General features: G+C 59.5%; 24 protein-coding genes. 6 read left to right on the top strand and 18 right to left on the bottom strand.

Annotation, left to right across the window (positions count from 1 at the left end):
- Positions 1-5 precede the first annotated feature (5 nt).
- Entirely contained in the window at positions 6-998 is a 993-nt protein-coding gene (locus IPK32_23505; GenBank protein ID MBK8094851.1) for an ATP-binding protein, read from the bottom strand.
- Positions 999-1,272: 274 nt separating this feature from the next.
- Between IPK32_23505 and IPK32_23500 the strand changes: the two genes are divergently transcribed.
- The 3 genes from IPK32_23500 (at position 1,273) to IPK32_23490 (ending at position 4,036) form a co-directional block, all read left to right on the top strand.
- Positions 1,273-1,716, top strand: coding sequence for a helix-turn-helix domain-containing protein (locus IPK32_23500; protein ID MBK8094850.1), 444 nt, complete (start codon positions 1,273-1,275; stop codon positions 1,714-1,716).
- Complete coding sequence (locus IPK32_23495) at positions 1,716-2,288, top strand: PIN domain-containing protein (protein ID MBK8094849.1); 573 nt, start codon at positions 1,716-1,718, stop codon at positions 2,286-2,288. The genes IPK32_23500 and IPK32_23495 overlap by 1 nt, the downstream gene beginning before the upstream one ends.
- A 122-nt stretch (positions 2,289-2,410) precedes the next feature.
- Positions 2,411-4,036 (top strand): FAD-dependent oxidoreductase, encoded by a 1,626-nt coding sequence (locus IPK32_23490; protein MBK8094848.1) that lies wholly within the window; start codon positions 2,411-2,413, stop codon positions 4,034-4,036.
- A gap of 52 nt (positions 4,037-4,088) precedes the next feature.
- Here the strand turns inward: IPK32_23490 and IPK32_23485 are convergent, their stop codons facing one another.
- From IPK32_23485 to IPK32_23460, 6 genes are all read right to left on the bottom strand, one after another.
- Positions 4,089-6,269 carry a prolyl oligopeptidase family serine peptidase gene (locus IPK32_23485; GenBank protein ID MBK8094847.1) on the bottom strand — a complete coding sequence of 727 codons (2,181 nt, stop codon included), beginning with the start codon at positions 6,267-6,269 and terminating at the stop codon, positions 4,089-4,091.
- Positions 6,266-7,144: a proline racemase family protein gene (locus tag IPK32_23480; GenBank protein MBK8094846.1), complete on the bottom strand. Its 879-nt coding sequence runs from the start codon at positions 7,142-7,144 to the stop codon at positions 6,266-6,268. Before IPK32_23480 ends, IPK32_23485 begins: the two co-directional genes overlap by 4 nt.
- A 118-nt stretch (positions 7,145-7,262) precedes the next feature.
- The gene (locus IPK32_23475; GenBank protein ID MBK8094845.1) at positions 7,263-7,598 is read right to left on the bottom strand and encodes a hypothetical protein; all 336 of its coding nucleotides are present in this window, start codon (positions 7,596-7,598) and stop codon (positions 7,263-7,265) included.
- 58 nt (positions 7,599-7,656) lie between these two features.
- Positions 7,657-8,505 (bottom strand): M23 family metallopeptidase, encoded by an 849-nt coding sequence (locus IPK32_23470; GenBank protein ID MBK8094844.1) that lies wholly within the window; start codon positions 8,503-8,505, stop codon positions 7,657-7,659.
- Positions 8,506-8,643: 138 nt separating this feature from the next.
- Positions 8,644-9,228 carry a hypothetical protein gene (locus IPK32_23465; GenBank protein MBK8094843.1) on the bottom strand — a complete coding sequence of 195 codons (585 nt, stop codon included), beginning with the start codon at positions 9,226-9,228 and terminating at the stop codon, positions 8,644-8,646.
- 60 nt (positions 9,229-9,288) lie between these two features.
- Positions 9,289-10,095: a ComF family protein gene (locus IPK32_23460; protein ID MBK8094842.1), complete on the bottom strand. Its 807-nt coding sequence runs from the start codon at positions 10,093-10,095 to the stop codon at positions 9,289-9,291.
- A gap of 56 nt (positions 10,096-10,151) precedes the next feature.
- On the opposite strand from IPK32_23460, the gene purT reads away from it, so the two are divergent.
- Complete coding sequence (purT, locus tag IPK32_23455) at positions 10,152-11,333, top strand: formate-dependent phosphoribosylglycinamide formyltransferase (protein ID MBK8094841.1); 1,182 nt, start codon at positions 10,152-10,154, stop codon at positions 11,331-11,333.
- 81 nt (positions 11,334-11,414) lie between these two features.
- Positions 11,415-12,260: a transglutaminase family protein gene (locus tag IPK32_23450; protein ID MBK8094840.1), complete on the top strand. Its 846-nt coding sequence runs from the start codon at positions 11,415-11,417 to the stop codon at positions 12,258-12,260.
- A 5-nt stretch (positions 12,261-12,265) separates the two neighbouring features.
- Here IPK32_23450 and IPK32_23445 read toward each other — a convergent pair whose 3' ends face one another.
- The 7 genes from IPK32_23445 to IPK32_23415 all read right to left on the bottom strand — a co-directional run bounded on the left by IPK32_23445 (position 12,266) and on the right by IPK32_23415 (position 19,949).
- Complete coding sequence (locus IPK32_23445) at positions 12,266-12,571, bottom strand: sodium-independent anion transporter (protein ID MBK8094839.1); 306 nt, start codon at positions 12,569-12,571, stop codon at positions 12,266-12,268.
- Positions 12,568-13,134, bottom strand: a complete 567-nt coding sequence (locus IPK32_23440; GenBank protein ID MBK8094838.1) for a SulP family inorganic anion transporter — start codon at positions 13,132-13,134, stop codon at positions 12,568-12,570. Before IPK32_23440 ends, IPK32_23445 begins: the two co-directional genes overlap by 4 nt.
- A 144-nt stretch (positions 13,135-13,278) precedes the next feature.
- Entirely contained in the window at positions 13,279-14,115 is an 837-nt protein-coding gene (locus tag IPK32_23435) for a SulP family inorganic anion transporter (protein MBK8094837.1), read from the bottom strand.
- A 167-nt stretch (positions 14,116-14,282) separates the two neighbouring features.
- Positions 14,283-15,638 carry a Gfo/Idh/MocA family oxidoreductase gene (locus IPK32_23430; protein ID MBK8094836.1) on the bottom strand — a complete coding sequence of 452 codons (1,356 nt, stop codon included), beginning with the start codon at positions 15,636-15,638 and terminating at the stop codon, positions 14,283-14,285.
- Positions 15,639-15,678: 40 nt separating this feature from the next.
- Positions 15,679-17,034 (bottom strand): efflux transporter outer membrane subunit, encoded by a 1,356-nt coding sequence (locus tag IPK32_23425; GenBank protein ID MBK8094835.1) that lies wholly within the window; start codon positions 17,032-17,034, stop codon positions 15,679-15,681.
- 110 nt (positions 17,035-17,144) lie between these two features.
- Positions 17,145-18,461: a sodium:proton antiporter gene (locus IPK32_23420; protein MBK8094834.1), complete on the bottom strand. Its 1,317-nt coding sequence runs from the start codon at positions 18,459-18,461 to the stop codon at positions 17,145-17,147.
- Positions 18,462-18,473: 12 nt separating this feature from the next.
- On the bottom strand, positions 18,474-19,949 hold the full coding sequence (locus IPK32_23415) for an MFS transporter (protein ID MBK8094833.1): 1,476 nt from the start codon (positions 19,947-19,949) through the stop codon (positions 18,474-18,476).
- Between the two features lie 118 nt (positions 19,950-20,067).
- Here IPK32_23415 and IPK32_23410 point away from each other — a divergent pair, with 118 nt between their 5' ends.
- Positions 20,068-20,688: an ankyrin repeat domain-containing protein gene (locus IPK32_23410; GenBank protein ID MBK8094832.1), complete on the top strand. Its 621-nt coding sequence runs from the start codon at positions 20,068-20,070 to the stop codon at positions 20,686-20,688.
- Positions 20,689-20,773: 85 nt separating this feature from the next.
- Here IPK32_23410 and IPK32_23405 read toward each other — a convergent pair whose 3' ends face one another.
- Genes IPK32_23405 through IPK32_23390 form a run of 4 tightly spaced genes read right to left on the bottom strand, consistent with a single transcriptional unit; the run spans position 20,774 to position 23,321 of the window.
- Positions 20,774-21,091: a DUF2007 domain-containing protein gene (locus IPK32_23405; protein ID MBK8094831.1), complete on the bottom strand. Its 318-nt coding sequence runs from the start codon at positions 21,089-21,091 to the stop codon at positions 20,774-20,776.
- 16 nt (positions 21,092-21,107) lie between these two features.
- Complete coding sequence (locus IPK32_23400) at positions 21,108-22,622, bottom strand: hypothetical protein (protein ID MBK8094830.1); 1,515 nt, start codon at positions 22,620-22,622, stop codon at positions 21,108-21,110.
- Positions 22,623-22,639: 17 nt separating this feature from the next.
- Entirely contained in the window at positions 22,640-22,987 is a 348-nt protein-coding gene (locus IPK32_23395) for a cupin domain-containing protein (GenBank protein ID MBK8094829.1), read from the bottom strand.
- A gap of 55 nt (positions 22,988-23,042) precedes the next feature.
- Positions 23,043-23,321, bottom strand: a complete 279-nt coding sequence (locus tag IPK32_23390) for a hypothetical protein (protein MBK8094828.1) — start codon at positions 23,319-23,321, stop codon at positions 23,043-23,045.
- Positions 23,322-23,417 lie beyond the last annotated feature (96 nt).

Genomic DNA, 23,417 nt, shown 5'->3' with positions numbered 1-23,417 from the left:
CGGGATTAGGTTTCGGCAGGTGGCAGAAACAGCCTTCGCTCGTTCAATGCGGCGAGCAGGCTTGCCGTGCTCACATTGGCCGTCTCCTTCATCACCGCCTGTTTCATCCCGTCATCACAAGCACGCCCGATCTCACCAAAGCTCAATCCCCGCGCCGCTTTGACAATTCTTTGCCAGCCAAGCTTTGGAGCCGAAACTGACTGGAGCCGAGTTTCAATCATCTGACGAATCTCGTCGTCCCCTGGCAGGCTAAACTCGATCAAGTCGTCAAAGCGTCGATACAGCGCCTTGTCCAGTCGTGAGCCATGATTCGTTGCCGCGATCACCAAGCTATGACTGTGCATGCTTTCGATAAAGACGAGAAAGGCATTCAATACTCGCCGCATCTCGCCCACATCCTGTCCACCGTCCCTGGAGTAACCAATACTATCGAACTCGTCGAAAAGATAGACCGCTCTGCTTTGGTTTACGGAGTCAAAGATGAGTCGGAGCTTGTTTGCCGACTCGCCGAGGTAACGCGTGATGAGGGCATCCAGGCGCACAACAAACAAAGGTAAGTGAAGTTCCGAAGCAATGGCCGAGGCGGTCATCGTTTTGCCGCAGCCTGGCGGCCCCGTGAATAATAGACGCTGCCGCGGGCGTAGGCCATGTGCCTGAAGTCGGCTCATCTGGCGTTGCTCATGAATGACTCTCATCACGCGTTCACGCACCGAGTCTGCGAGCACCAGATCTTTGATGCTAAACTCAGGCAACCGTGAATCCAAAAGCTCTGCCGCCTCCCCCATAGGCTGCGCGATCTGGACCACGTTGAAACGAGCCTTTGACTCAGAAGTCCTCGTTTTGGCCTGATCGACAATCGATCTCAAGTCCCGTGCCAAAGTCTCGTGACCATTGCGGGCTTCAGCAGCTGCAACCTGAAGTGCCACTGCATAAAAGCGCTCGTCATCGCCACTGCTGTGACTCTGAAGTAGGGCTTTAACTTGGGCGGCGGAAGGCATGAAGCAATTTGCGTGCGAGGGAGACGAACGAGACTAGCTCATCGGTTCAGTGAGGCAACAACCAACCTCTGGCCGAGTGGGGTCTTTTGTGCCTCTATTCCCAGCTAACGCACCCAGTCCTCCCATTGATCCTTCCTAGCGCCCAAATACAAGCGCGAATCCTGGATTGGGGGCTAATTCCATAGATTGGATCCGATTCTCGCATATTACACTTATTTCAGATATTGCACCCAATGCGGTTGTGTGGCAGCCTTCAACCAGAAGGAAAACCGCCATGCCTGCACTCTCTGAAGCTCTTGTCCCCACGGAACGCGATGTGATCGTCGCGAAGGAATCACAGCGCCAGATGGGCGGGATGAAGTTTGGGCGGAAAGAGTCGGTGGCGGTGCAGATCGACGGCAAAGAGGTGGCTGTGCCGGTGGGCATGATGCAGATGATGATCGCGGCGGTGGCGCGGCTGGCCGAGGGCAAGGCGGTGGCGATGATGCCAGTGGAGGAGGAAATCTCGCCCCAAGAGGCGGCGGAGATCCTGAAGGTGTCGCGTCCGTATGCGGCGAAGCTTTTCGACGAGGGCGCGATCCCGAGCCGCCGCGTGGGCACGCATCGGCGGGCGCTGTCGGCGGATGTGCTGGCCTACAAGCAGCGTGAGAAGGAGGCGCGGCTGGCGGTGCTCGACGAGCTTGCCGCTGAGGGGCAGAGGCTTAAAATGGGGTATTGATTCCCAGTCCTCCCATCGTCCTGCTTGATGCCTGCGTCCTCTACCCAGCGGCGTTGCGGGATCTGTTGATGCGGTTGGCGGTGCATGAACTGATCCAGGCGAGGTGGTCGGAGAAGATTCACGAGGAATGGATGACGGCGGTGCTGCGTGAGCGGCCAGATTTGACCCTCGAACAACTGGAGCGGACGCGCCAACTGATGGATCTGCACGCGGGAGACTGTCTAGTGAGCGGCTATGAGTGGAGGATCGAAAACCTTTCCCTGCCAGACGAGAACGACCGGCATGTGCTGGCTGCCGCCATCGAAGCTGAGGCGGATGCCATTGTGACCTGGAATCTCAGCGACTTCCCACCGGCGACTCTGGTAGCACAGGGCATCGCACGCTGGACGCCTGATGACCTGCTCATGCAGTTGCTCTCCACGGATGAAGATGCCGTGGTGAAGCTCATGCGCCAGCATCGAGCCAGTCTCAGGAACCCACCCAAGTCCGCAGAGGAGTATCTGGAAACGCTGGAGCAACAGCGGTTGTCGAGGTCCGTGCAGGTGTTGAGAAGGCGGCTCACTGAGCTTTGACGGCACAAAACATTGCACTTAATGCAAACTTCTGTGGAGTCAGGTCATGCCGGACCTCTGGCAAATGCCTCGTTTAATTGAGCTGTCCAAAACCGGTCCGAAAACGCCTATTCAACTGATTCATGAAGTCTTTCCTCGTCATCCTCTTCACCTCCCTCGCGATCTCCGTTTCGGCGGCACCACTCGAAAACGATCTCTGCATCTACGGCGGCACGAGCGCGGGTGTGATCGCGGCGGTGCAGGGGGCGAAGATGGGGAAGAAGGTCATTCTCGTGGAGGCGGGGCAGCATCTCGGTGGCATGAGCGTGGAGGGGCTCGGCGGCACGGACATCGACAACCAGCCTTTTCAAAACAGCCCGGCGGTCGGTGGGCTGGCGCTGGAGTTTTATCGACGCGTGAGTGCGCAGTATGGTCGCAAGGCGGCGTTTGAGGCGATGCTGGCGGCAAAGGGCAAGAACACGTCGCTTTGGCGCTTTGAGCCGCATGTGGCGGAGGCGGTTTGGGAGGCGTGGGCGAAGGAATCGGGCGTCACCGTGCTGCGCGGGCATCGTTTGAAGGAAGCGAAAGGCGTGACGAAGGACGGCACGCGCATCACGGCGCTGCATTTTGACAATGGGGCCGAGGTGCGGGCACGGGTGTTCATCGACGCGACGTATGAGGGCGATCTGCTCGCGTTCGCGGGCCTGAGCTTTGCCTTGGGGCGTGAGGGCAATGCGAAGTATGGCGAGACCAACAACGGCATCCGCACCGACACGACGCACAAGCAGCACGACAAGCCCATCGACCCGTATCGCACGCCCGGCGACCCGAAGAGCGGCCTCATCTTTGGCGTGCAGGATACGCCGCTCGGCGAGCACGGCGCGGCGGATGAGAGCATCCAGGGCTATTGTTTTCGCCTCTGCCTAACGAAGGCCCCGAAGAACCGACGCCCCATCGAAAAACCCGCGAACTACAATGCGGCGCACTACGAGATGCAGCGACGCTACCTCGCCGCAGGTGGCGTCATCAGCCCGCCCCATGCCGCCGTGCCGAATGGCAAGAGCGATCCCGGCACCTGGCACTCGCTGGCCTCGAACTTTACCGGCTGGAATCATCGCTACCCCATCGCGAGCTACACCGAGCGCGAAACGATGCTGCGTGAGAGCCGCGATTACATCCACGGCCTGTATTGGTTCATGGCGCATGACGAGACCGTGCCCGCGAAGCAACGCGAGGCCTGGGCCGCGTGGGGCCTGTGCAAAGATGAGTTCACCGACAACGCCGGCTGGCCGCGTGCCTTGTATGTCCGCAACGGCCGCCGCATGGTCGGCGACTTCGTTTTGACGGAGGCGCATCTGCGCAAAGCGAACCCCGAGCCCGTGAACGACAGCGTCGGTATGATCTGGTGGCCACCGGACTTCCACAGCGCCCGCTGCCTCGTGAAAAACGGTCGCGTGTGGAATGAAGGCGCGGTCTTCAATGTGTCGAAAGAGCCCGACTGGATCCCCTGCGGCATCCCGTATCGCTGCCTTGTGCCCAAGGCCTCCGAATGCACCAACCTCCTCAGCCCCACTTGCCCGTCATCGAGCTACGTGGCCTACGGTGCCTATCGCATCGAGTTCACCTTCATGGCTGCGGCACAGGCTACTGCCGCTGCTGGAGTGATGGCGGTGGAGTCGGGCATATCCGTGCAAAGCGTCAGCTATGCGAAGCTGCGGGAGCGATTGCTGGTGGACAAGCAGGTGCTGGCGGTGCCGCCTCGTGAGTGAAGCAGTAGCCGAGTTTGAGTGGTTGTTTCCAATGATTGGCTCATGGGATTGGTCATGGCCTGAGGTGCCGCACGAGAAAATCCAATCTTAACTTTGATCCATACGGCGTCTCTGCGGCGCCGTGGCCGGTGCTGGCGATGGGCATGAAGTCAAAAGCCTTCCCGGCTTTTTGCAGTGCGGCGACGACTTGCATCGTGCTGGCGGGATCGACGTTGGTATCGAGTTCGCCGACGATGAGGAGGAGGTGGCCTTGGAGCTTATGGGCGTCTTCCTTGTTGGAGCTTTTCACATAGGACTCATCCACGGGCCAGCCCATCCACTGCTCGTTCCACCAGATTTTATCCATGCGGTTGTCATGGCAGCCGCAGTCCGCGACGGCGACTTTGTAGAAGTCGTGATGATCGAGCAGTGCACGCATGGCATTCTGGCCGCCTGCGCTGCCGCCGTAGATGCCGATGCGGCTCAAATCCATCCATGGCCGTGTTTTGGCGGCTGCGGTGATCCAGAGCTTCCGATCTGGGAAGCCTGCGTCTTGGAGGTTTTTCCAGCATACATCATGGAAGGCCTTGCCGCGATGATTGGTGCCCATGCCGTCGAGTTTGACGACGACGAAGCCCTGCTCGGCGATCTGGTGCATGCGGAGCTGACGATCAAAATCCTTCGGGGCAAAGGCACCGTGTGGTCCGGCATAGATGTCCTCGACGATGGGGTATTTCTTCGACGCGTCGAAGCCCGAGGGCCTGATGATGATGCCGTGGATGTCTGTTTTGCCATCGCGAGCCTTTGCGATGACGCGCTCGGGCATCGTCCAGCCTGCGGCGAGTAGCGCGGAGGCATCTGCCTTTTCCAAATCGCACACGAGGCTGCCATCACTGCTGCGGCGTAGTTCGGTGACGGGGGGATGGTCGGCACGGGACCAGGTGTCGATGAAGAAGTCACGTTTTGGCGAGAGCTCGACGTGGTGATTGCCATCGCCCGCAGTGAGGTGCTGGAAGCCGCTGCCGTCAAAGTTCACGCGGCAGAGATGGAGGTGATAGGGGTCCTCCACCGGTCGTAAACCACTCGCGAGGAACCAGATCTCCCGCTTTGCCTCATCGACGTGTAGCACCTCCCGGACGGGCCACTGGCCCCTGGTGATTTGATGCATGGGCTGGCCCGTTTGCACGTCGTAGAGCCAGAGATGGCACCAGCCGTCGCGCTCACTCATCCAGATGAGTTCGTTGCTGCTGTGCAGCCAGTGACGCCAGCTTTTGCCGGAGTAGTGGATGAAGGTTTTGCTCTTTTCTTCCACCACCACGCGTAGGGTGCCCGTCTGCGCATTCGCGGCGAGGATGCGGTAGAGCTGGTGGCCGCGCTGATTGTAGTCGAAGTAGAATTCACGGCTGTCTGGCGACCATGTGACGTCGATGTGGCCTTCCGTGTTGAAGGGGTTTTCATACAAGTCCCGTGGCAGAGGAATCTTCCGTCCATCGGACTGCGTGATGACCAATTGAGGCTTCGGCAGCGGATCGCCGGGCTTGATGTAGTCGATGACGAGCGTTTTCGGCTGGAGGCTGTCTTTTGGTGAGGAATCCACGATGGTCACCTTCCGCTTCGACACGGCCTCTGCCTCGCTGGAGACGGTGAATGCACCATTGGGCGATTTTCCGGGCTGCTGGGGCTTCTTCGGCTCATTTTTGGCTTTCGTGAGACCTTTGCCGTCGATGATGAATGTCTTCACGGTGGCCTCTGCTTCGACGATGGCGAGGTGCTCGCCGGTGCGGCTGGTGATGAGCCATACGTGGCCTTCAAAGCTGTGCTGCTCGCGTTCGCTTTCTGCTCTGATGGAGCCGTAGCGCAGGTGCTCGCCTTGTTGATTGATCCAAAACAGATCGACATCTTCACCGAGCTTGTTGATGAATTTCAGCCCCGAGGATTCGCCCGTGCGCTTTGTGGAGCGTAGCTCGATTTTCAGCGTGGAAGTCTTCGCGGCTTCTTTTTCTGGCAAACCGAGTCCTTTGAGAGAATTGGCCGTTTGTCGGCTGCCCTTCGTGGCATCGATCAAAACGTACTCGGTCTTCCCAGGTGCTGTTTGGATACGATACCAGAACGTTTTGCCATCTGGCAGCCAATGCGCCTTCACACGATCACGGAAGACGGTGTTTTCGGTGCGCTTGGGGAGATCGGTGATCTGGGCTACCACAGAGGACACCGAGAGGCACAGAGGAATGAAGAGGAGAAGGGATGGGCTCATGGCGTGACGGGATCGGTGATTGTGCCGATGCCGAGCTGAAAAGGGTCTGCGGGATCAAGAAGTAGGGTTGTTTCAGCGGTGATGAAGGCCTGTCCTTTGATGGTGGGGATGATGCCGCTTTCAGCAGGCTCGTAGCGGCCTTCAAAGACGCTGCCGAGGATGCTTTCCTGCTGCCAGAGATCGCCGGGGGCGAGTTTTTCATCGGCGGCGAGGCAGGCGAGTTTTGCGCTGGTGCCGGTGCCGCAGGGGGAGCGGTCGTACTCGCCGCCGGGGCATAAAACGAAGTTTCGGCTGTGATTCGCGGTGTCGTGCGGTGGGGAGAGAAGCTCGACGTGATCGACTTCTGGGTAGCCAGCGGCTCGCACGGCCTCACGCATCGCTAAGGTGGCCTGCGTGAGCTGTGGGACGTTTTTCAGCGTGAGATCGAGCCCATGATCTGCGACGAGGAAAAACCAGTTTCCGCCCCAGGCGACATCTCCAGTGACTCCACCTGCGCTCACGGCCTTGGCTTGGCGGTAAGATGGCACATTGCGAATGCTGACGCGGCCATCGGCATGCAGCGTGGCCGTGACGATGCCCACAGGTGTCTCGACGCGGTGCTCGCCGGCGGTGATGCGTCCGAGGTGCCGCAGTGTGGCGATGAGGCCGATCATGCCGTGTCCGCACATGCCGAGGAGGCCGACGTTGTTGAAAAAGATGACGCCAGCGGCGCAGGATGTGTCTTTGGGCTCGACGAGCAGTGCGCCGACGATGACCTCATGGCCGCGTGGTTCGCAGATGATGGCACGGCGGTAGGATTCGAGGTTTTGGGCGGTGATGCCGCCGATCACGACACGGGTGGGCTCCCCGCCAGTGTGGGAGTCGATGATGGAGATGCGCTGCATCGCAGAGGATGAGGCCGGAGTGGGACGAGTTCTTGCACGAATCTGGCCCCGCTGAGTGTGAAAATGGTCAACGGCTCAACTCAGGCCGATTCTCGAAAAGAGTGTCGCTCTAGAGCAGGCGGCGGGTGTTGCGCAGGCCGTCGGCTGTCATGACGGCTTGGTGGCGAGAGGCGACCATGAAGTCGAGGTGGTTCTGCCACTGCATCGGGCGCAGGGAGGCGATGCCGAGGCTGCGGCGGCTGTAGCCGTAATCGGCGATTTCCCAGCCGAATTCACTGCGACGATTCCGGTACTCCTGGCGGTGTATCCAGGCTCCGAATTCATCTTTGCGCCAGATTTCGGGGTCGTTCCCGGCGACGACTTGGGCCAGAGCCCACACACCGCGCACGATCTCGACATCGTAGCCTTCGGGGAGGGTGGATTCTTCGGTGTCGCTGCTGCTCATGCCTGGGGGATTACGGAACGTCACACCGCAAAGATTCGCGGCAGAGGAAAGGAGGGGCTTACTTTTTCTCGTCGCCGGGGGTGACTTTGCCGCCCTTGATCTTCGCACGGAGGCGGGACCAGAAGTCGTCATCCTCGGGATTGAGCATTTGGGGTTTACGCACCTCGGTGGGTGGAGTGAGGGGCTTGCCGCTGAAGGAGGGCACTTTCACATCGGAGTTGGAGTCACTGCGGTCATCGTAGGAGGAGCCGCCGTATTTGGCGAAGTTGTTCACGGGCACATCATAGAGGCGTGTGTCGGTAGCGAGGCTGCGGCGGGCATTGATGAAGGCGGTGGGGCTGTAATAGACGCTGTTATCGCGAGGGAACTGCATGCGATTCATGCCGACGTGGAGGTTATGCCGCACTTCGAGGTGGAGATGCACGGGGTATTGGCCGCTGTTCCCACCCATGGTGCCTACGAGTTGGCCTTTTTCGACGAGGTCATGGAGATTGACGAGGCGCTGGAGCAGGTGGGCGTAGAGTGAGTCCACCATGGCGATGCGGCCGTCTTTTTCACGAAACACATGGCGCACGAGGATGCAGTTTCCCCAGCCTTTGTAGATGTTTTGAGAGAAGATGACGACGCCACGCCCGATGGAGTAAATGGGGTCACCTGAGTCGGAGTCGCCGCCGCCGTTGCCATTCCAGTCCTCACCGAGGTGGCCATTGGGCCAGTAGCCGCGGGCTTTGTAGTAGCCATCGGCATTGGGCTTGCCGACAGGGAAGTCAAAGCCGTCTGCTAAGCGTAGGCGGATGGTGGTGCCTGCCTGGGCAGAGGCCTGTTGGGGGGCGCAGAGGACTGCGAGCGCAAAGGATAGAGCGCAGCAGAGGAAGCGGGCAGTGGATGGGGGGAAAAGGACGGGCATGCCGGAAGCGAGGTGCGCGATATAGCGTGAACTGGCGCAAAAGGCCAGTGTGAATGCATGGGCCGAGGGGCCGGCGCAGGGTGCTGGCCCCGCGATGGCGGTCTAAAGCCAGTCGAACGGCTATAAAGTGCGGACGAATCAGCCGCGCTGCTTTTTGAGCTCGGCCGCGAGGAGGTCGATGTGCTCCTGCATTTTGCGGAGCTGCTGGCGCAGTTCTTCGAGCTCTGCTTGGGGGACATGGTGCTTCGCTGGGGCTGCGGTTGCGGCTTTCTGGGCGTGCTCATGCTTCATGCGCTCCTCCATCTCGCGGCGCATGTTTTGCGCCATTTGGGCGATGTGGTGGGCGGGTTCTTTGAGTCCGGCGGCATGGAGGTGCTCGACGGCCTGCATGATGTGGTGCAGACGCTCGGCCTCAGGGCCTTTCATGGGCACTTTGTCGGCTGAATGTGCCGGGGGAGCTTCTTTGTGGTGCTTTGGCTCTTTTTTGAGCTCGGGGCTGCCCTCGGGTTTTTTTTGCATGCGCAGCTCATGCATTTCGTGGCGGAGTTTTTCGGCCTGGGCGGCGAGTTCACTGGCTTCGTCGGTGCGGCCAGCATTCTTGGCGTCCTTGGCCCGCTCCATGAGCTGCTCAAAGGCTTGTTTTGGATGGGGTTTCGCCTCCTGGGCGTGGATCAGGCCGCTCGTGGCGGCGACGGCTGCGAGGATGAGTGTGGTCGATTTCATAGCAATGGCTTGAACGCGGGAATGGGCGTGTTTTTCCGCTTTTCCTGTGCTGCGGGTGCTTTATCCCCGTGCCACGGTGAGTACGATGATCTGAGCGGCCTGGCCTTGCTGCTTCAAAACACGAGCGCACTCGCTGGTGGTGGCACCGGTCGTGAAAACATCATCCACGAGCAAAATGTGGCGGCCGCGCACATCCGGCGCAGGAGCCCTGAAGCGCTGCGGGCACATGCGGAAGGCTCCGCGCAGGTTTTCCAATCGCTGGTGCCGGGTGAGCCGTGCCTGAGAGGGCGTCTCGCGCACGCGCTCCAGCACGGATAGCGCGGGGATGCCCGTGCGCTGGGAGAGCCGTGCGCAGAGCTCCCAGCTCTGGTTGTAGCCGCGCTGTGCCTCACGCGCTGCATGCAGTGGAACAGGTACGAGCAGCCAGCTCCCGAGATCGAGGGCTGAGAGGCGCTTTTCCTCCAAAGCATGGGTCAGCAGGGCCGAGAGCGCTCCGCGCAGGTAGAGCTGATCACCGTATTTGTAGCGGTGGATCATTTCCCGCACGGGATCGCTCGCAGAGCATGCTGAGATGGCAAAATCAAAGTGGTAGCTCAGCCCCTCACAGTTCTGGCACTGAAAATCCCGCTGGATCGCTCCATCATACATCTCGCCGCAGCGCTGGCAGTATGGGGCCTGTGCCCAGGGCAGCAGAGGGATGCATTTCGGGCAAAACCACGCCTTCAGGCTACTCAGCTCCTCGTGGGCGGGGATGGGTTGGGAGCAGGCGGTGCAGGAGTTTGGGTACACGAGGTCTCGCACAGCAGCGAGGGGCCTGTGGAGCAGTTTTTGCAGCCGGGAGGGCAGCCTGGGGCCTGGATAAGACACGCCGGATCGTAATTGAGAATTGCCGCACGCCAAGTCTCTGCCTACATCCTGGCCGTATGGCCACCATCGGCACCCCACTCTCCTCCTCCGCTACCAAAGTCATGCTCCTCGGCTCCGGGGAGCTGGGCAAAGAAGTCGTCATCGAGCTCCAGCGCCTCGGCTGTGAGGTCGTCGCGGTAGATCGCTACGAAAATGCGCCGGCCATGCAGGTCGCTCACCGACACCACGTCGTCTCCATGCTCGATGGAGAAGCGCTGCGCAGACTCATCCAGGTGGAGAAGCCCGACTTCATCGTGCCTGAGATCGAGGCGATCGCTACGGACACCCTCGTGGCACTGGAGAATGAAGGCCAGTGCGTGGTGCCCACAGCACGTGCAGCGCAGCTCACCATGAATCGCGAAGGCATCCGCCGTCTCGCTGCGGAGGAGCTAGGGCTCAAGACATCGCCCTACATCTTCGCCGCTACCGAGGCGGAATTCCGCGCGGGGATTGAAAAAATCGGCATGCCCTGCGTGGTGAAGCCGATCATGAGCAGCAGTGGCAAAGGCCAGAGCGTGGTGCGGAGCGCAGCAGACATCGATCACGCTTGGAAATATGCGCAGGAGGGAGGCCGCGCTGGCAAGGGCAAGGTCATCGTGGAGGGTTTTGTCGATTTCGACTACGAGATCACCATGCTCACTGTCCGCCATGTCGGTGGCACCTCGTTTTGCCCGCCGGTGGGCCATATCCAGATCAAAGGTGACTACCGCGAGTCCTGGCAGCCACATCCGATGAGCGCTGCCGCACTCGCCGCCGCGCAGGACATGGCGGGGAAGATCACGACGGCACTCGGCGGGCGCGGTCTCTTTGGCGTGGAGCTCTTTGTCAAAGGTGACGAGGTCATTTTCAGTGAGGTATCACCACGGCCGCATGACACGGGCCTCGTCACCCTCATTTCGCAGGATTTGAGCGAGTTCGCCCTCCATGTGCGTGCCATCCTGGGCCTCCCGGTGCCGAACATCCATCTCCACGGCCCTAGTGCTAGCTGTGCCGTGCTGGTGGAGGGTGAGTCCTCCCGCGTGACCTTCGGTGGGCTGGATCAAGTCCTCGCAGAGCCAGACACGCAAGTGCGCCTCTTTGGTAAGCCGAACGTCAGTGGCCAGCGCCGCATGGCCGTCACTCTCGCACGAGATAGCAGCGTGGATGCCGCCCGCGCAAAAGCCGTGCGCTCTGCACAAGCCATGCGCATCAGTCTGTGAGCGGAGTCGCGTATTCTTGAAATCCAGATTGCCACCGCCATCGCTACGATGTTAAACCCACTGCACGACCGCTGAACACGCATGCCCGGAGTCTTCCAGTTCAATCACCTGCGCAAATTGCTCGACGACGACTCCCAAGTCGTCCGCGAAGCTGTGCAGCATGAGCTAGCAGGCATGCGCCATGAGCTACCGCGCTATTTGGACCAGCTCGAAGAGCCGCTCTCCGTCCAGGAGGAGCATATCGTCGCCGAGCTGCTCGAGCCCTCACGGCGTGGTGAGATGGAGGAGATCTGGATGCGCTGGCGCTGGCTGGAAGGTGAGAATGCGCAGCTCGAAGAAGGCCTCAGCCAAATATCCGCCTTCCTCAGTGGCTGGCGCACGCAGACGGGTGATCTCACCAAAAAGCTCGATGAGCTCGCACGTCAGGCCTTTGACGAAAAAGGCCGTATGGATGCCCATGAGCTCGCGGTGTGGATTTTCGGCCAGGAAAAAGGCATCGCACGCTTCCGTGGCAACACCAAGGACTACTACTCCTCACAAAACAGCAATCTGCACTGGGTCATCGACACTGGGCTGGGCAATCCGCTAAGCCTGTGCTGCCTCTATCGCCTCGTGGCGCATCGCTTTGGCATCGAAGTCGGTGGGTGTAATTTCCCCGGGCACTTCCTCGCCCGCGTGGACTATTCCGACGACTTCTGGCTCGTGGATTGTTTCAACCGTGGCAAATTCATGCATGCAGAGGATGTCGCCCGGCATCATCCCACGGCTAATCCTGCGATGGAGGATCTCGTGCGTGAGCATGCCAGCGTCGGAGCCATCCTGCTACGCGTGCTGCGGAATCTCGATGAGGCCTTCACCCGCACGAATCGCTTCTCTGAGCGTCAATTCATGCGCAAGCTCGCCGTGAAGCTCATGGACGAAGCCTAGGCCGCTCAGGCTTTCTTTGATGGATCGTAATAGATGCGCACCTCTGCGTCCTTGATGCCCAGGATCTGCTGGGCCCGCTTCAGTGCATTGCGGGTGGAGAGATTCGGATTGGTCGGACTGGCTAAAAAGATGTTATCACGGCCCACCACATCCACCATCCCTGCGTTCTTCAGCACCCGGTAAACATCCTTGCTCGCTCCGCTGATGATCAGGTGCCGCTCCTCCGCACGCAGGATGCGTAGCAGCTCATCCAGAGCCAAAACGCTCGTGGCATCCAGGTGGCGGGCATTTTTCAGTCGTAGGATGATCACCCGCAGGCTCCATCCGCGCAGGAGCGCTGGATCTGGGTGCGGAAGATCTCCGCCGCGCCGAAAAAGAGCTCCCCCTCCACATGCACGATCGAGATGGCCGCATGCTGCCGCGCACCGCGCTGCGCCTCCGCCAGATTCCCCTCCGCATTGAATTCATACTCGATGAGCTGCGGCACACTGGCCTTTCGCAGGTACAGAACGACGGAGACGGCTACGCCCAGAAAGATCGCCACATGCAGCGGCAGCATGCAGGTGGCCGCCAGTGTGAGTAAAAAGACGATCCCGTCACTCCGCGTCGCATTCATGCAGATGCGGATTTGCCTGCGGCTGAAGAGGGACAGTGCCACACACACCACCAGAGTCGCCAGCACAGCTCGCGGCAGGTGCCCCACGGCAGAGCCTAGGGTGAGTGCGCCGACAAGACAGAACAAGCCATTCCACATGCTCGCAAAGCCCGTGCGTGCACCACTCAGGTAATTCAACGCAGATCGCGTGAGGGAGCAGGATGCCGTCATGCCACTGAGGTACGTGCAGGCCAGATTCGCGACGCCGAGACTCAGCATATCCTGATTTTGGTCCACCCGTGCCCCCCGCGGCTTGCGAGTGTGCGTGCCATGACACTCATTTCCATGGTGGAAAGGAAGGCCAGCGCCAAAGCCAGACCAAAGAGACGACTGGAGTCCCCCAGCGCCTCCGCAGAGACAAAATCAGGGAATGCCGGTAGTAGCTCCCGCCAAGTGAAGGTAGCGTCCTTGAAGGTCGCCGTCTTGGATGCCAAAGCCATCGAGAATCCACCACACGCACGACACAGAGATCAGCGTCAGCGCAAAGGTGGGCCAGCGAGGCTGCCACTTTTTGAGCGTCAGGAACACCAGCAGCGTAGAGACTGAGCAAGCGATGCTCAGTCCCTCCACAGAGCTCAGGTGGCTGATGATGCGGTAAATATGGCCTGGGAGCGTGATGGCAGGCTGTAAGCCATCATTGAGCACCTCACGGGGGATGCCTAGCAGCACCGGGAGCTGATTGGCAGTGATGAGTAGCGATGCGCCTGTGACATACGCCACCACGACAGTGCGGCTGATGTACTGCGTGAGGTCCGCTACACGCAAAATTGCGCCGGCCAGCAGCAACGCGGCTGTGATGAAGACCAACAGCGGCATCATGCTCATTTGATTGAGGTTCGGATATGCCGCGAAGTAGGAGAAAACCATGAAGGCGGACGCATTCGTCGGCCCCAGGATGGTCTGGCGCGAGCTAGCAAAGAGCGGCCCCACGATCGCCGCCACCGCAGAGCAAGTAATGCCGTAATACAGGGGCAAGCCCGCAATCAGGGCATAGGCCATGCCCTGAGGGATGTCGATGATCGCCACCGTCATCCCTGCGCGTAGATCGGCGAGGAAGCTGCGCCTGCCATACCCGAGTAACGACCGCCGCAGAGGGAAGGGGTCCAGAGCACTCTCCGACACCACTCCTCGTGCGGCAGCAACAAATCGCCGTGTGGTGTGCACCACATCATGCCATCGGTCGCGTAAGGAGAAATTCATTCAGAAAGGTCGAACGTCTCCTCTATGCCGAAAGTTTACTCATTCGTCATTCAGGATTTCGATCCGTGAGAAGAAACACCACGGACACACTTTCTCTGAGCGTTGGCATGAATGCCTGCCAAGTGCCGTCTCGGCAGCCTGGCAGGCTCATTCATTCGGACAGCGCATCAGCCGTCGATGTTCCAGCCATCGCGGTATTCTTTTTTCATGAAGGCATTGGCCTCTGGCGTGTCGGGGCTGGTGCCAGTTTTGCCGTCGTAGCTGATCTTTTTGCCTGTGCGGTAGGCGACGAGCCCCAGGAGCATCATTTCGATCATATTCGCGCTGTAACCGAAGTCGCAGGCGGTTTTTTTGCTCGGGTCGCGGCAGGCATCGAACCACTGCCTCTGGAAATTGCCCAGGCCCACATCGGGATACTGATCTTCTTTTTTGCGGGGCTTGTAGTAGCTCATGTCGGCGTCGTTGCCGTAGGGAATGATCAGGCGTGAGTCAAAGTCGGCGATGATGAAGCCCTTCGTGCCTTTGAACATCGCACCGTGGCCGATCTTGCTCAGATCGATGTGCTTCTTCGGCGAGCTAGGCATCGCGCCGCCTTGATACCAGCTCACCGTGATGGGGCCACGCCAGTCATTGGCCGGGTGCTCGAAGTGGGACTCGCATTTCACGGGCGTCACATCGGAGTTGAAGGCATCACCTTTCGCCTCCGCGCTGGTGGGCAGGGTGGCGTCCACGGCATTCCACAGCAGATCCATGGTGTGGCTGCCCATGTCGCCGATCTGGCCTGCACCGAAGTCCCAGAACATGTTCCAGGACAGGCAGTTCGCACCGGCTCCGCCGGAAAAATAAGCCGGATTGTAGGGATGATACGGCGAGGGGCCCAGCCACAGATCGTAATGGAATCCTGCGGGCGGCTGGCCCTCTTCTGGGAAGTAGCCGGGCTTCGGGATCTGTCGGTTGCCCCATGCGTAGGCGGCTTTTAATTCACCGATGGCCCCATCGCGGATGAGTTCCTTCACGCGGTTGAAATTCGGCTGCTCATGACGCTGCATGCCGACTTGAGTGGCCAGTTTGCCCTTTTTGGACTCCCACGTCGCACGCACGGTGCGGGCTTCATTCACCGTGATGGCGAGCGGCTTCTCGCAATAGACATGCAGATCGCGCTTCAGGGCCCAGTTCGCGATGAAGGCGTGCGTGTGGTCTGGTGTGCAGATGACGACGGCGTCGAGGTCTTTGTGATCCAGGCACTTGCGCCAGTCGATGTAGGTGGTGGCGTTCGGGAAGCGCTTCAGCGCCTCTGGGAAGCGTGCTTCATTGATGTCACACAGAGCGACCACATTTTCTTCCGCGATGGAGTTGTAGTGTGCCAATCCACGGCCCCACACGCCGATCAGGGCCACGTTGAGCTTATTGCTGGCGGCATTTTGGCCAAACAGCGGGCGAGTGATCATCGAGCCAGCGACGAGGCCAGCCGCACCGACGAAACGACGACGAGAAAAAGGAGCAGGAACAGTGGATGAATTCATAGCACTGCAGCAAACGATGATCTGATCCGTGTTTTGAGCACTATCTCATAAAATCGCCGCCCAGGGCCAGATGCAGCGCGGCGCGGTTCCGCAGGCGCTGGGCGCGGGCGGTGAGTAGGGCGCTGCTGGCATCAAAGGCACGCTGCCGTGCTCCCAGCAGTGTGATGACCTCCGTGAGGCCCTTTTCATATTGGCTGAGAGCTAGTTTTTCAGCCTGCTCGGCCTGGGTGGCGGCGTTCCCGAGTGCGGCCTCCTGCTCGCTGAGGAGCTGATCTGCGACCAGAGCCGTCTCCACCTCGCGAAAGGCCGTGAGCACACTGCTGGCGTAGGTTTGCAGATTTTCATCGTAGCGGGCTTTTTCGAGCGTGATGCCTGCGCGGAGCCTGCCACCCTGGAAGAGCGTCTGCGCGGCCTGGGTGGCGATGCTCCAGAGCGCAGACTCGGGGCGGATCAGCTTATCGAGATGCTGCGAGGTCCGGCCAAAGGCACCCGTGATGCGAAAACTGGGCAGCAGGGCTTTTTTAGCCGCACTTTCCTCCGCCAGCGCAGCCGCCACGCGTCTCTCCGCAGCACGCAGATCGGGGCGGCGCAGGAGCATTTCACTGGGCAGCCCCACGGGCGGTGCTCCACGCAGCGCGGGCAGTGCGCCGAGTCCTTTTTCCAGTCCAGCGGGGTATCCGCCCATCAGTGTCTCCAGCACACGCCGTGCAGCATCGGCTGCTTGGCTGCGCTGGAGCTGCGTGGCCTCTGTGCGGGACAGATCAGCCCGTGCGAGGCTCACATCCAGCGCGGCACGCTCTGGATCGAGTCCGCGCTCGAGCTGCTTTTCCAGGATGCCTAGCTCGGTGCGGCGTGCGGCTACATTTTGCTGCGCTAAGGAACGCAGTTGATCCGCCTCCGCCAGGGCTACGGCCGCCTGCACGGTCTGAGCGGCCAGGGAGAGCCGTGCAGCATGCCATGTCTCCTCACTGGCCTGGAGCCGCGATACCGCTCCACGACGCTGATCGGCCACCATGCCCCAAAAATCGAGCTCCCAGGCCACATTGACCGTCCAGTTGAAGCGATTGGCGATCTGATTCACGCCCGCAAAGCGCTGGTCACTCGGTGACTGCGTGCGGCTGCTAGAGCTCGTGGCTCCGACTTGTGGGAGCAACGATGCCCCGTCCTGGATCACCAGCGCACGGGCCTGGCGCACGCGTGCCTCTGCCGCCAGCAAATCGGGATTCGCGGCGATGGCCCGGTGGACGAGGGATTCGAGCTTTGCACTGCCAAAGTCGCTGATCCAGCCCGTGGAGGCTGATCTCGGCATCTGCGGCAGCGCCACCCAGCGGTCGGGTGCAGTGCCCTGGATCGCCGCGATGTCCGCAGAGAGCCGCTTCGAGCCCAGCGGAGCCATAAGCCCGCAGGCAGGCAGCACGAGCAGCCAGGGCAGGTGACGGAGTGCACGTATGCACCTGCCGGCATCTGCGCCGTTCTGGCCTCTGTCCTCTTTTTGTATTTGCTGCGTCATTTTAAAAACACCCATCCCACGATCGTCAATACAGGCAGCAACACCGGGATCGAGAACATCGCCATGTAGGCGAGGAAGCTCGGCGTGCGCACCTTCGCACGGTCGGCGATGGCTTTGACCATGAAATTTGGCCCGTTGCCGATGTAGCTGCCCGCTCCGAAAAACACCGCGCCCAGGGAGATTGCCAGCAGATGCGCCCCATGCGTGCTCGCAAAGGCCAGCACATCCGCCGTAGAGTCCAGCGACACATGCGCCTGCCCCATCGACGCTGCGAGAAAGGCCAGATACGTCGGCGCATTATCCAAGAAGGCCGATAGTGCTCCTGTGGCGAAGTAATAACTCAGCGGTGACTCCACACCGCTGATGCCGCCACTTTGCAGGAGCTGCAAAGCTGGGATCATCGTCAAAAAGATGCCGATGAAGAGAAATCCGACCTCTTTCACCGGCCCGAAGCTGAAATCGTTCGCCTCATGCACCTCCGCCTTCGTGGTGAAGTAGGAAATCACTGCGGCTGCGATCATGATCAGTGCGGGCACACTCAGCACACCTCCCAAAGTCATCTCCTGGATGTTTTTCGGCAGCAGCACCGCTCCCAGCACCAGCAGCAGCCACAGCACATTCATCAGCCCACGGAAGTACCATGTCTCCTGCGCCGTCTCCGCCTCACGCACCTCTTTGGGAGCGCGGAGGAAGTTTCTGGCATCAATGACGAAAAACACCGCCAGCAGCAGCGCCACCGCTAGCGCCCATGCAGGCCAGCAGTGCTCCACCGTCCAGAAAAACGGCACCCCGCGCAGAAAGCCCAGGAACAGCGGCGGATCACCGATCGGCGTCAGCGCACCACCGACATTGCTCACGATGAAAATGAAAAACACGATGTGAAAACCCGTGATGCGGTACTTGTTCATTTTGATCCAGGGCCGGATCAGCAGCATCGAGGCTCCCGTGGTGCCGATCACGTTCGCCAGCACCGCACCGATCAGCAGGAAGAGCGTATTGATCACCGGTGTAGCCTCTCCCCGCACGCGGATATTGATCCCGCCGCTGATGACAAAGAGAGAGCCCACCAAGGCCATGAAGCTCACATACTCATGCGCCGCATGATGCAGCGGATGCCAGTCCTGCATGCCAAAAGCATAGTAACCCGCCGTCACCAGCCCCAGCCCCACTGCCACCTTCGGATAATGATGCTCCCAGAAGTGTGCGGCAAACAGCGGCATCAGCGCGATGCATAGCAAAAGGATGACAAACGGTGCCACCATCCACGCAGAGGGTAGCGCAGCAGTGCTCGCAGCGAGAAAAGGCAAGATCATGCGTGCGGGCGATTAGTTTTGCTCCGCCTTCGGCTCGGGCAGGAACATGCCCACGATCAGGGCGACGACCGCGATACCCAGACCGACGTAGCCTGCGGCCTTCGCGAGGTGCATGGGCAGGATTTTTGTCGGATCGCCGGAGATCATCGGCGCGACGAGATTCGTCGTCACAAAGGCCATGCTGGTGCCGATCATGCGGCCGCCCACATTCGTGGCAAAACTGCCTCCCGTGCCGCGCAGGTGCATCGGGAACACTTTCGGCAAGTATTCACCGAAGTAGCTGAACTGCGCCACCGTGACCAAGCCGCACAGTGCATACGCCCACATGAAATTGGAGCCACCCGCCGTGAAAAGGCTCAAATACGTCAGCGGCAGCAAAATCAGCGCCGGCACCTGGAAGACCTTCAGCAGTGCCACACGGCTCAAACCGACCATGATCAGCACCGCCAGCAGGATTCGACCCACGAGGCCGCCCATCTCCTGATAAAACTGCACTTTGTTGCCCACGGCCTTCACCTCTTTGTCCAGCGGAGCCATCTCGGCCTTCACGGCAGCGAGCTTCGTCTTGGCTTCGGCCTGCTCGGGTGAATCTGGCGCAGCCTTGCTCACCGCGACGGCCAATTCGGCAGCCTGCTTGCGTAGTGGAGCCATTTTCTTGCTCGTATCAGCGAGTTCCGGCAAACCAGGCGCGATTCGCAGCGGCGTGACCTGCAATGCACCGAAGGCGATGCCATACGCACAGGCAGAGAGCACCGCCGTCACGATCGTCACGCGACGCAGCTCGGGCGCGAAGAGTTGGCCGATGCTGGCCCGCTTCAGAAGCCCAGCAGCCTTCTTTTCCTTCCACACCTTCGACTCCGGCACAAAGGGCAGCATCAGCGCGATCGGGATCGCAGGCAGGATGCCCGTCATCAGCAAGTAACGCCAGGAAGAGGCCACCGGCAGCCCCATCGCAGGCAGATCCTTCATATGACTCAGAATCCACACATTGATGCCCGTCACCAGCAAGCCGCCGAGCGAGGCAAAAGCCTGCGTGATGCCCAGCCACTTCTCTTTTTGGTGTTTGTCCTCAAACACCTCTGCCAGCCAGGTGATCGCCGCGATGAACTCCACGCACACACCGATGAACGTCAGGCAGCGGAAGAAGATGAACATCCCCAGCGAGGTCGAATACGCCGCACAGAAGGGCGAGGCCGAATACACGAAGATACTCGCCGCCATCACAAACTTCCGCCCCAGCACATCCGTGAGCTTGCCCCCGATCAGGCCAAAAATCCCGCCACATAGCGCCGTCATCCACAGCAGCCGTCCCGTCCACAGCGTCACATCCGGGTGCGTCATGTCGATCCCCAGCAGCTCCGCAATCGCCGGCGGAGCCGTCAGCGGCGTCATGAGCAGCTCATACGTATCAAACAGAAAGCCAATGCTAGCGATGATGATGATGAGCCAGTGCGTGGAGGTGAGCTTGGGAACGGAAGTCGAGGACATAGTGAGCGCGGATGCTGTCAGCAGATGCAGCGCCAGTCAACGCACACGGTAGGCTGAATCGATCAGCAGACTAAAAAGCCCGGTGACAACCGGGGATGCCAGAGTTGTGTTCACACGTATGGGTGATCCACGCTTCTACGAACTCCGCGACCTGCTCCACAATGACATGGCGGCGGCTCTAAAACGCATCCGTGCGGACAAATCGTTGCTGGATGTCCGTAGAGGACTCGGCGAGACGCTGCTGCACTGGTACGCCATCGAATACCGCGAGGACATCGTGAAAGCACTTGCTGGAATGGGGGCGGAGATTGATCCACAAAACAGATCTGGAAACACACCTCTATTTAAAGCCGCTTTGATTCACCAAGAGAGCATGTGCAGACTCTTGTTTTCCCTGGGCGCTTCGCCTGACACCATGAACGACCTCGGCGACCGGCCTCTCATCAACGCCGCCAGAGCTGGTTCGCTCAAAATATGTAGGCTGCTGGTCGAGAATGGGGCCAAAATCGACGCTCAGGATTTAAACAAGGAGACGGCTGTGAGTGCTGCCGCGACATCCGGCCAGTTGGAGGTTTTAGACTATTTTCTCGAACGCTTGGGGCCTGATTTCGACGTCAATGTAGTTTTTGGAGATAGCGACGCGGACCTCGTTCATCATATTGGCGGCCATGTGGCTGACTTACTCGCAAGACGGGGTCTGAGGCATCCATTTCAAGAACTGATGGACTCCGTACCGTGATTCAGTGCCATGCGTGTCATAAAGTTTTTCGAGCTGGGCGGATCGCGTCATTCACCACAGGGACGGATGCCGTCGCGGAGTTTGTCTAATTTTTCGTGTCTGCTGGTTTCTGGCAGTTCCAGCACAGCTCAAACTCCGCCGGATTCACCTCACCACAGCCCGCGCAGGTCCATTCGGCGATGCTTGGAGCCGTTTGGTCATGGTGCGGACGCAGCAGCGCCATGGCCGCGTCGTAATCCTCGTCATTCACCACGCACAGAGACGGCTGGCATGGAGCGATGAGCACATTGATGAGCTGCGCCGTGTGCTCATTGCGGATGAAGCTGGCGATGCCCGCTTCATCGAGCACCGACTTGTAAAAGCCGAGCCGTGTCCAATCGAGGCTGGTGAGGAGTTCTCGCATAAAAAATAATCGACGTTCACGGACCTATTCGCCACACCCAGTCCCCGGTGAACTTCTCGCTCTCGACGCTGTCCTTTTTAGTGGGCATCGCAGCGTTGTCATCCTCGCCATCGAATCCATCGGCCCATAGAGCATAACCTGCTCCATCCGCATCCAGGCGGTAATGCACCGCTTTTTGTGTGACGGGATCGGTGGGCAAACTCGGAGACTCCGGCAGTCTGCCGCTTTTGAGGCGTTCACTTTCGATCTCCAAAGCAGCGAGGACCAGCAGCCGCATGGTTTCTTCGTAGATGGCCTGGCGCAAAACAGTTCGCTGCGACCAACGGGAAAGTCTGACGAAGACATATCGAAGAGCTTGCCATTCGTTTTGCGCGGCCAGCATGCTTTCCGAGCGACGAAATTGCTCTAGCAACTCGGCAACGTTTCCCTTTTCGAGCGGCTGAATCAGTTGCTCCTGGTTCACTTGGACGATGGTGGCCATATTGTGGTCGAAGAATCCGCTAGGCACCAGATAGAGCAGTCCTTCTTTAAGCCATGAGCTTTCTTGGGCGAGTTCAGGAGGAAGACCATTTCTGGCAATCACCCCCGCCGCCTGCCAACGACGATTCGTAGGCCTGAAGTAGTCGATGGTTGAGGCCTGAAAGGCCAATTCGCCACGCATGGAATGCAAAGCGCTTTTCATGAAGTCGATACGGCGTATTTCGTCCTGCAAACGCTGGATTTGTGAGGCGTCTGTTAAGCGACTGCGCAGCAGCGCCCAAATGGAATCATGCACAAACTGCTCGGTCGTGATGGCAATGAGGAGACTGATCAAGGTAGGCTCATTCAATCCCGCCTGAGTGAGGCGAATCATGGCCTGAATGCTACGCACCGCGTCCTCAGCATTCCCTGCTGCCAGTGCGGTGTGTGTGCGGAATGCGAGTCCCTTTGAGATACTGTAGGCCGTATTCATATGAGGCATTGGCATGTGACAGGCCGGGCCGTCATGGCCTGTGCCAACAGGCGGCGTCCATGCGGCATCCATATGGGTCAGCGCTGCATCTGCAAATTGGGCCAACAAAGCGAATTTGTGATCCAGCGATTGCAGCACCTCACTGGCGGAGGCGTTTTCTTCTGTGTCGAGGTAGCCACGATCGCGCAGGTAAGCACAGGCAGCTTTCCAATCAAAAGGCGTGGCAGTGATGTAACCCGATCCAACCGATGGAGATGGCTTCAAGAGCAGTTTGACTCTTTCTTTATGGCTAGGGGAGTGCCAATCGAGTTCCTTCAGCGCCAGACGTTTGGCATCCGCAGCTTCATTTTGAAGTGTGACGCCGCTGAGAGGCTCCAGGGCACAAAAATTACCCTTTTCTGGCACAGCCGAAGAAGAGAGTATTTTTTGCAAATCCAGGCTGCCGCCCTCTTGGGCGAGTTTTTCCTTCGCAGCGGCTAGTGCGCGTGCGCCGGAGTAGTTTTCGGTAACGACAAAAAGCACATAAAGCAGCACCAAGCCCGCAAAGAGCCAGGCGAAGAGTCGAAGGATGCGCTTCATGGTTTTCATCATTGAGTTTACACCTCAAATTCATCCGCCGGATCAAACGGCGGCATGGGGACATTGATGATGCGTAGCTTGCCCACGGCGCGGTGCACGCAGCCGGGGCGGATCATCACGGTGGTCATCGGTTTGAGTGGGATGATCTGGCCATCCGCCTCCAGGTGGCCTTCACCTTCGAGGACGATGTAGATTTCCGTCATCTTCTGGTGGTAGTGCGCTTTGCTGTCCGCGTGGATGTCCGTGAGGTGCACGGTGGCCAGGGTGTTCCAGTCTTCTTTGAACGCTCGCCGCGCCTGACCACACGGGCAGGGCGTAGGCGGGATTTCATCGAGCTGGGCGACGGCGAAGCGGGGGGAGGACATGCAAGAGCGAATGACAGATGGTTTAGTGGCTGCGGCACTCCTATACTTAAGGGGATCAAACATGGGCGCACTGCTGCTGAATCGAGGTTAGAGCTTTCTTCATCACACAGTCCACCAAATCATCGGGCACAGGGATAAAAGGCCCTTTGTCCAGCTCCTCTAGGATGTTCTCCAACCCCTCGCGGGCTGGGTCGGCTGCGGGCTGCTCGTCGTTTTCGAGGCAAAGCATCACATAGCTCGAAAGGAAGCCTTCGGGAGTCAGCTGCCAACCCTCCGCTTTGCGGCTCAAGACGGGCATGATCGTCTCAGGCAGGTCGATGGTGAACTGTGGCATGGTTCGATTCTAGCATAATGCGCCATTGAAAACAGAACTTTCTGGAGGGCCTCGTCTTTGGTAAATTGCCGCTGCGACCACAATCCTTTTTAGCTC

The organism is Verrucomicrobiaceae bacterium (assembly GCA_016713035.1).
Classification (GTDB): Bacteria; Verrucomicrobiota; Verrucomicrobiia; order Verrucomicrobiales; family Verrucomicrobiaceae; genus Prosthecobacter.
The sequence above is the reverse complement of the archived record's forward strand: the minus strand, read 5'-3'. Positions and strand labels throughout refer to the sequence as shown.

Excerpts from the sequence above, each read along its gene's own strand:
- IPK32_23485 (MBK8094847.1), bottom strand. The coding sequence starts at position 6,269 with ATGAGCCCATCCCTTCTCCTCTTCATTCCTCTGTGCCTCTCGGTGTCC.
- purT (MBK8094841.1), top strand. The coding sequence starts at position 10,152 with ATGGCCACCATCGGCACCCCACTCTCCTCCTCCGCTACCAAAGTCATG.
- IPK32_23470 (MBK8094844.1), bottom strand. The coding sequence starts at position 8,505 with ATGCCCGTCCTTTTCCCCCCATCCACTGCCCGCTTCCTCTGCTGCGCT.
- IPK32_23490 (MBK8094848.1), top strand. The coding sequence starts at position 2,411 with ATGAAGTCTTTCCTCGTCATCCTCTTCACCTCCCTCGCGATCTCCGTT.
- IPK32_23395 (MBK8094829.1), bottom strand. The coding sequence starts at position 22,987 with ATGTCCTCCCCCCGCTTCGCCGTCGCCCAGCTCGATGAAATCCCGCCT.
- IPK32_23410 (MBK8094832.1), top strand. The coding sequence starts at position 20,068 with ATGGGTGATCCACGCTTCTACGAACTCCGCGACCTGCTCCACAATGAC.
- IPK32_23475 (MBK8094845.1), bottom strand. The coding sequence starts at position 7,598 with ATGAGCAGCAGCGACACCGAAGAATCCACCCTCCCCGAAGGCTACGAT.
- IPK32_23390 (MBK8094828.1), bottom strand. The coding sequence starts at position 23,321 with ATGCCACAGTTCACCATCGACCTGCCTGAGACGATCATGCCCGTCTTG.
- IPK32_23430 (MBK8094836.1), bottom strand. The coding sequence starts at position 15,638 with ATGAATTCATCCACTGTTCCTGCTCCTTTTTCTCGTCGTCGTTTCGTC.
- IPK32_23405 (MBK8094831.1), bottom strand. The coding sequence starts at position 21,091 with ATGCGAGAACTCCTCACCAGCCTCGATTGGACACGGCTCGGCTTTTAC.
- IPK32_23415 (MBK8094833.1), bottom strand. The coding sequence starts at position 19,949 with ATGTCCTCGACTTCCGTTCCCAAGCTCACCTCCACGCACTGGCTCATC.
- IPK32_23435 (MBK8094837.1), bottom strand. The coding sequence starts at position 14,115 with ATGAATTTCTCCTTACGCGACCGATGGCATGATGTGGTGCACACCACA.
- IPK32_23505 (MBK8094851.1), bottom strand. The coding sequence starts at position 998 with ATGCCTTCCGCCGCCCAAGTTAAAGCCCTACTTCAGAGTCACAGCAGT.
- IPK32_23500 (MBK8094850.1), top strand. The coding sequence starts at position 1,273 with ATGCCTGCACTCTCTGAAGCTCTTGTCCCCACGGAACGCGATGTGATC.
- IPK32_23425 (MBK8094835.1), bottom strand. The coding sequence starts at position 17,034 with ATGGCTCCGCTGGGCTCGAAGCGGCTCTCTGCGGACATCGCGGCGATC.
- IPK32_23465 (MBK8094843.1), bottom strand. The coding sequence starts at position 9,228 with ATGAAATCGACCACACTCATCCTCGCAGCCGTCGCCGCCACGAGCGGC.
- IPK32_23420 (MBK8094834.1), bottom strand. The coding sequence starts at position 18,461 with ATGATCTTGCCTTTTCTCGCTGCGAGCACTGCTGCGCTACCCTCTGCG.
- IPK32_23400 (MBK8094830.1), bottom strand. The coding sequence starts at position 22,622 with ATGAAGCGCATCCTTCGACTCTTCGCCTGGCTCTTTGCGGGCTTGGTG.
- IPK32_23450 (MBK8094840.1), top strand. The coding sequence starts at position 11,415 with ATGCCCGGAGTCTTCCAGTTCAATCACCTGCGCAAATTGCTCGACGAC.
- IPK32_23440 (MBK8094838.1), bottom strand. The coding sequence starts at position 13,134 with ATGCTGAGTCTCGGCGTCGCGAATCTGGCCTGCACGTACCTCAGTGGC.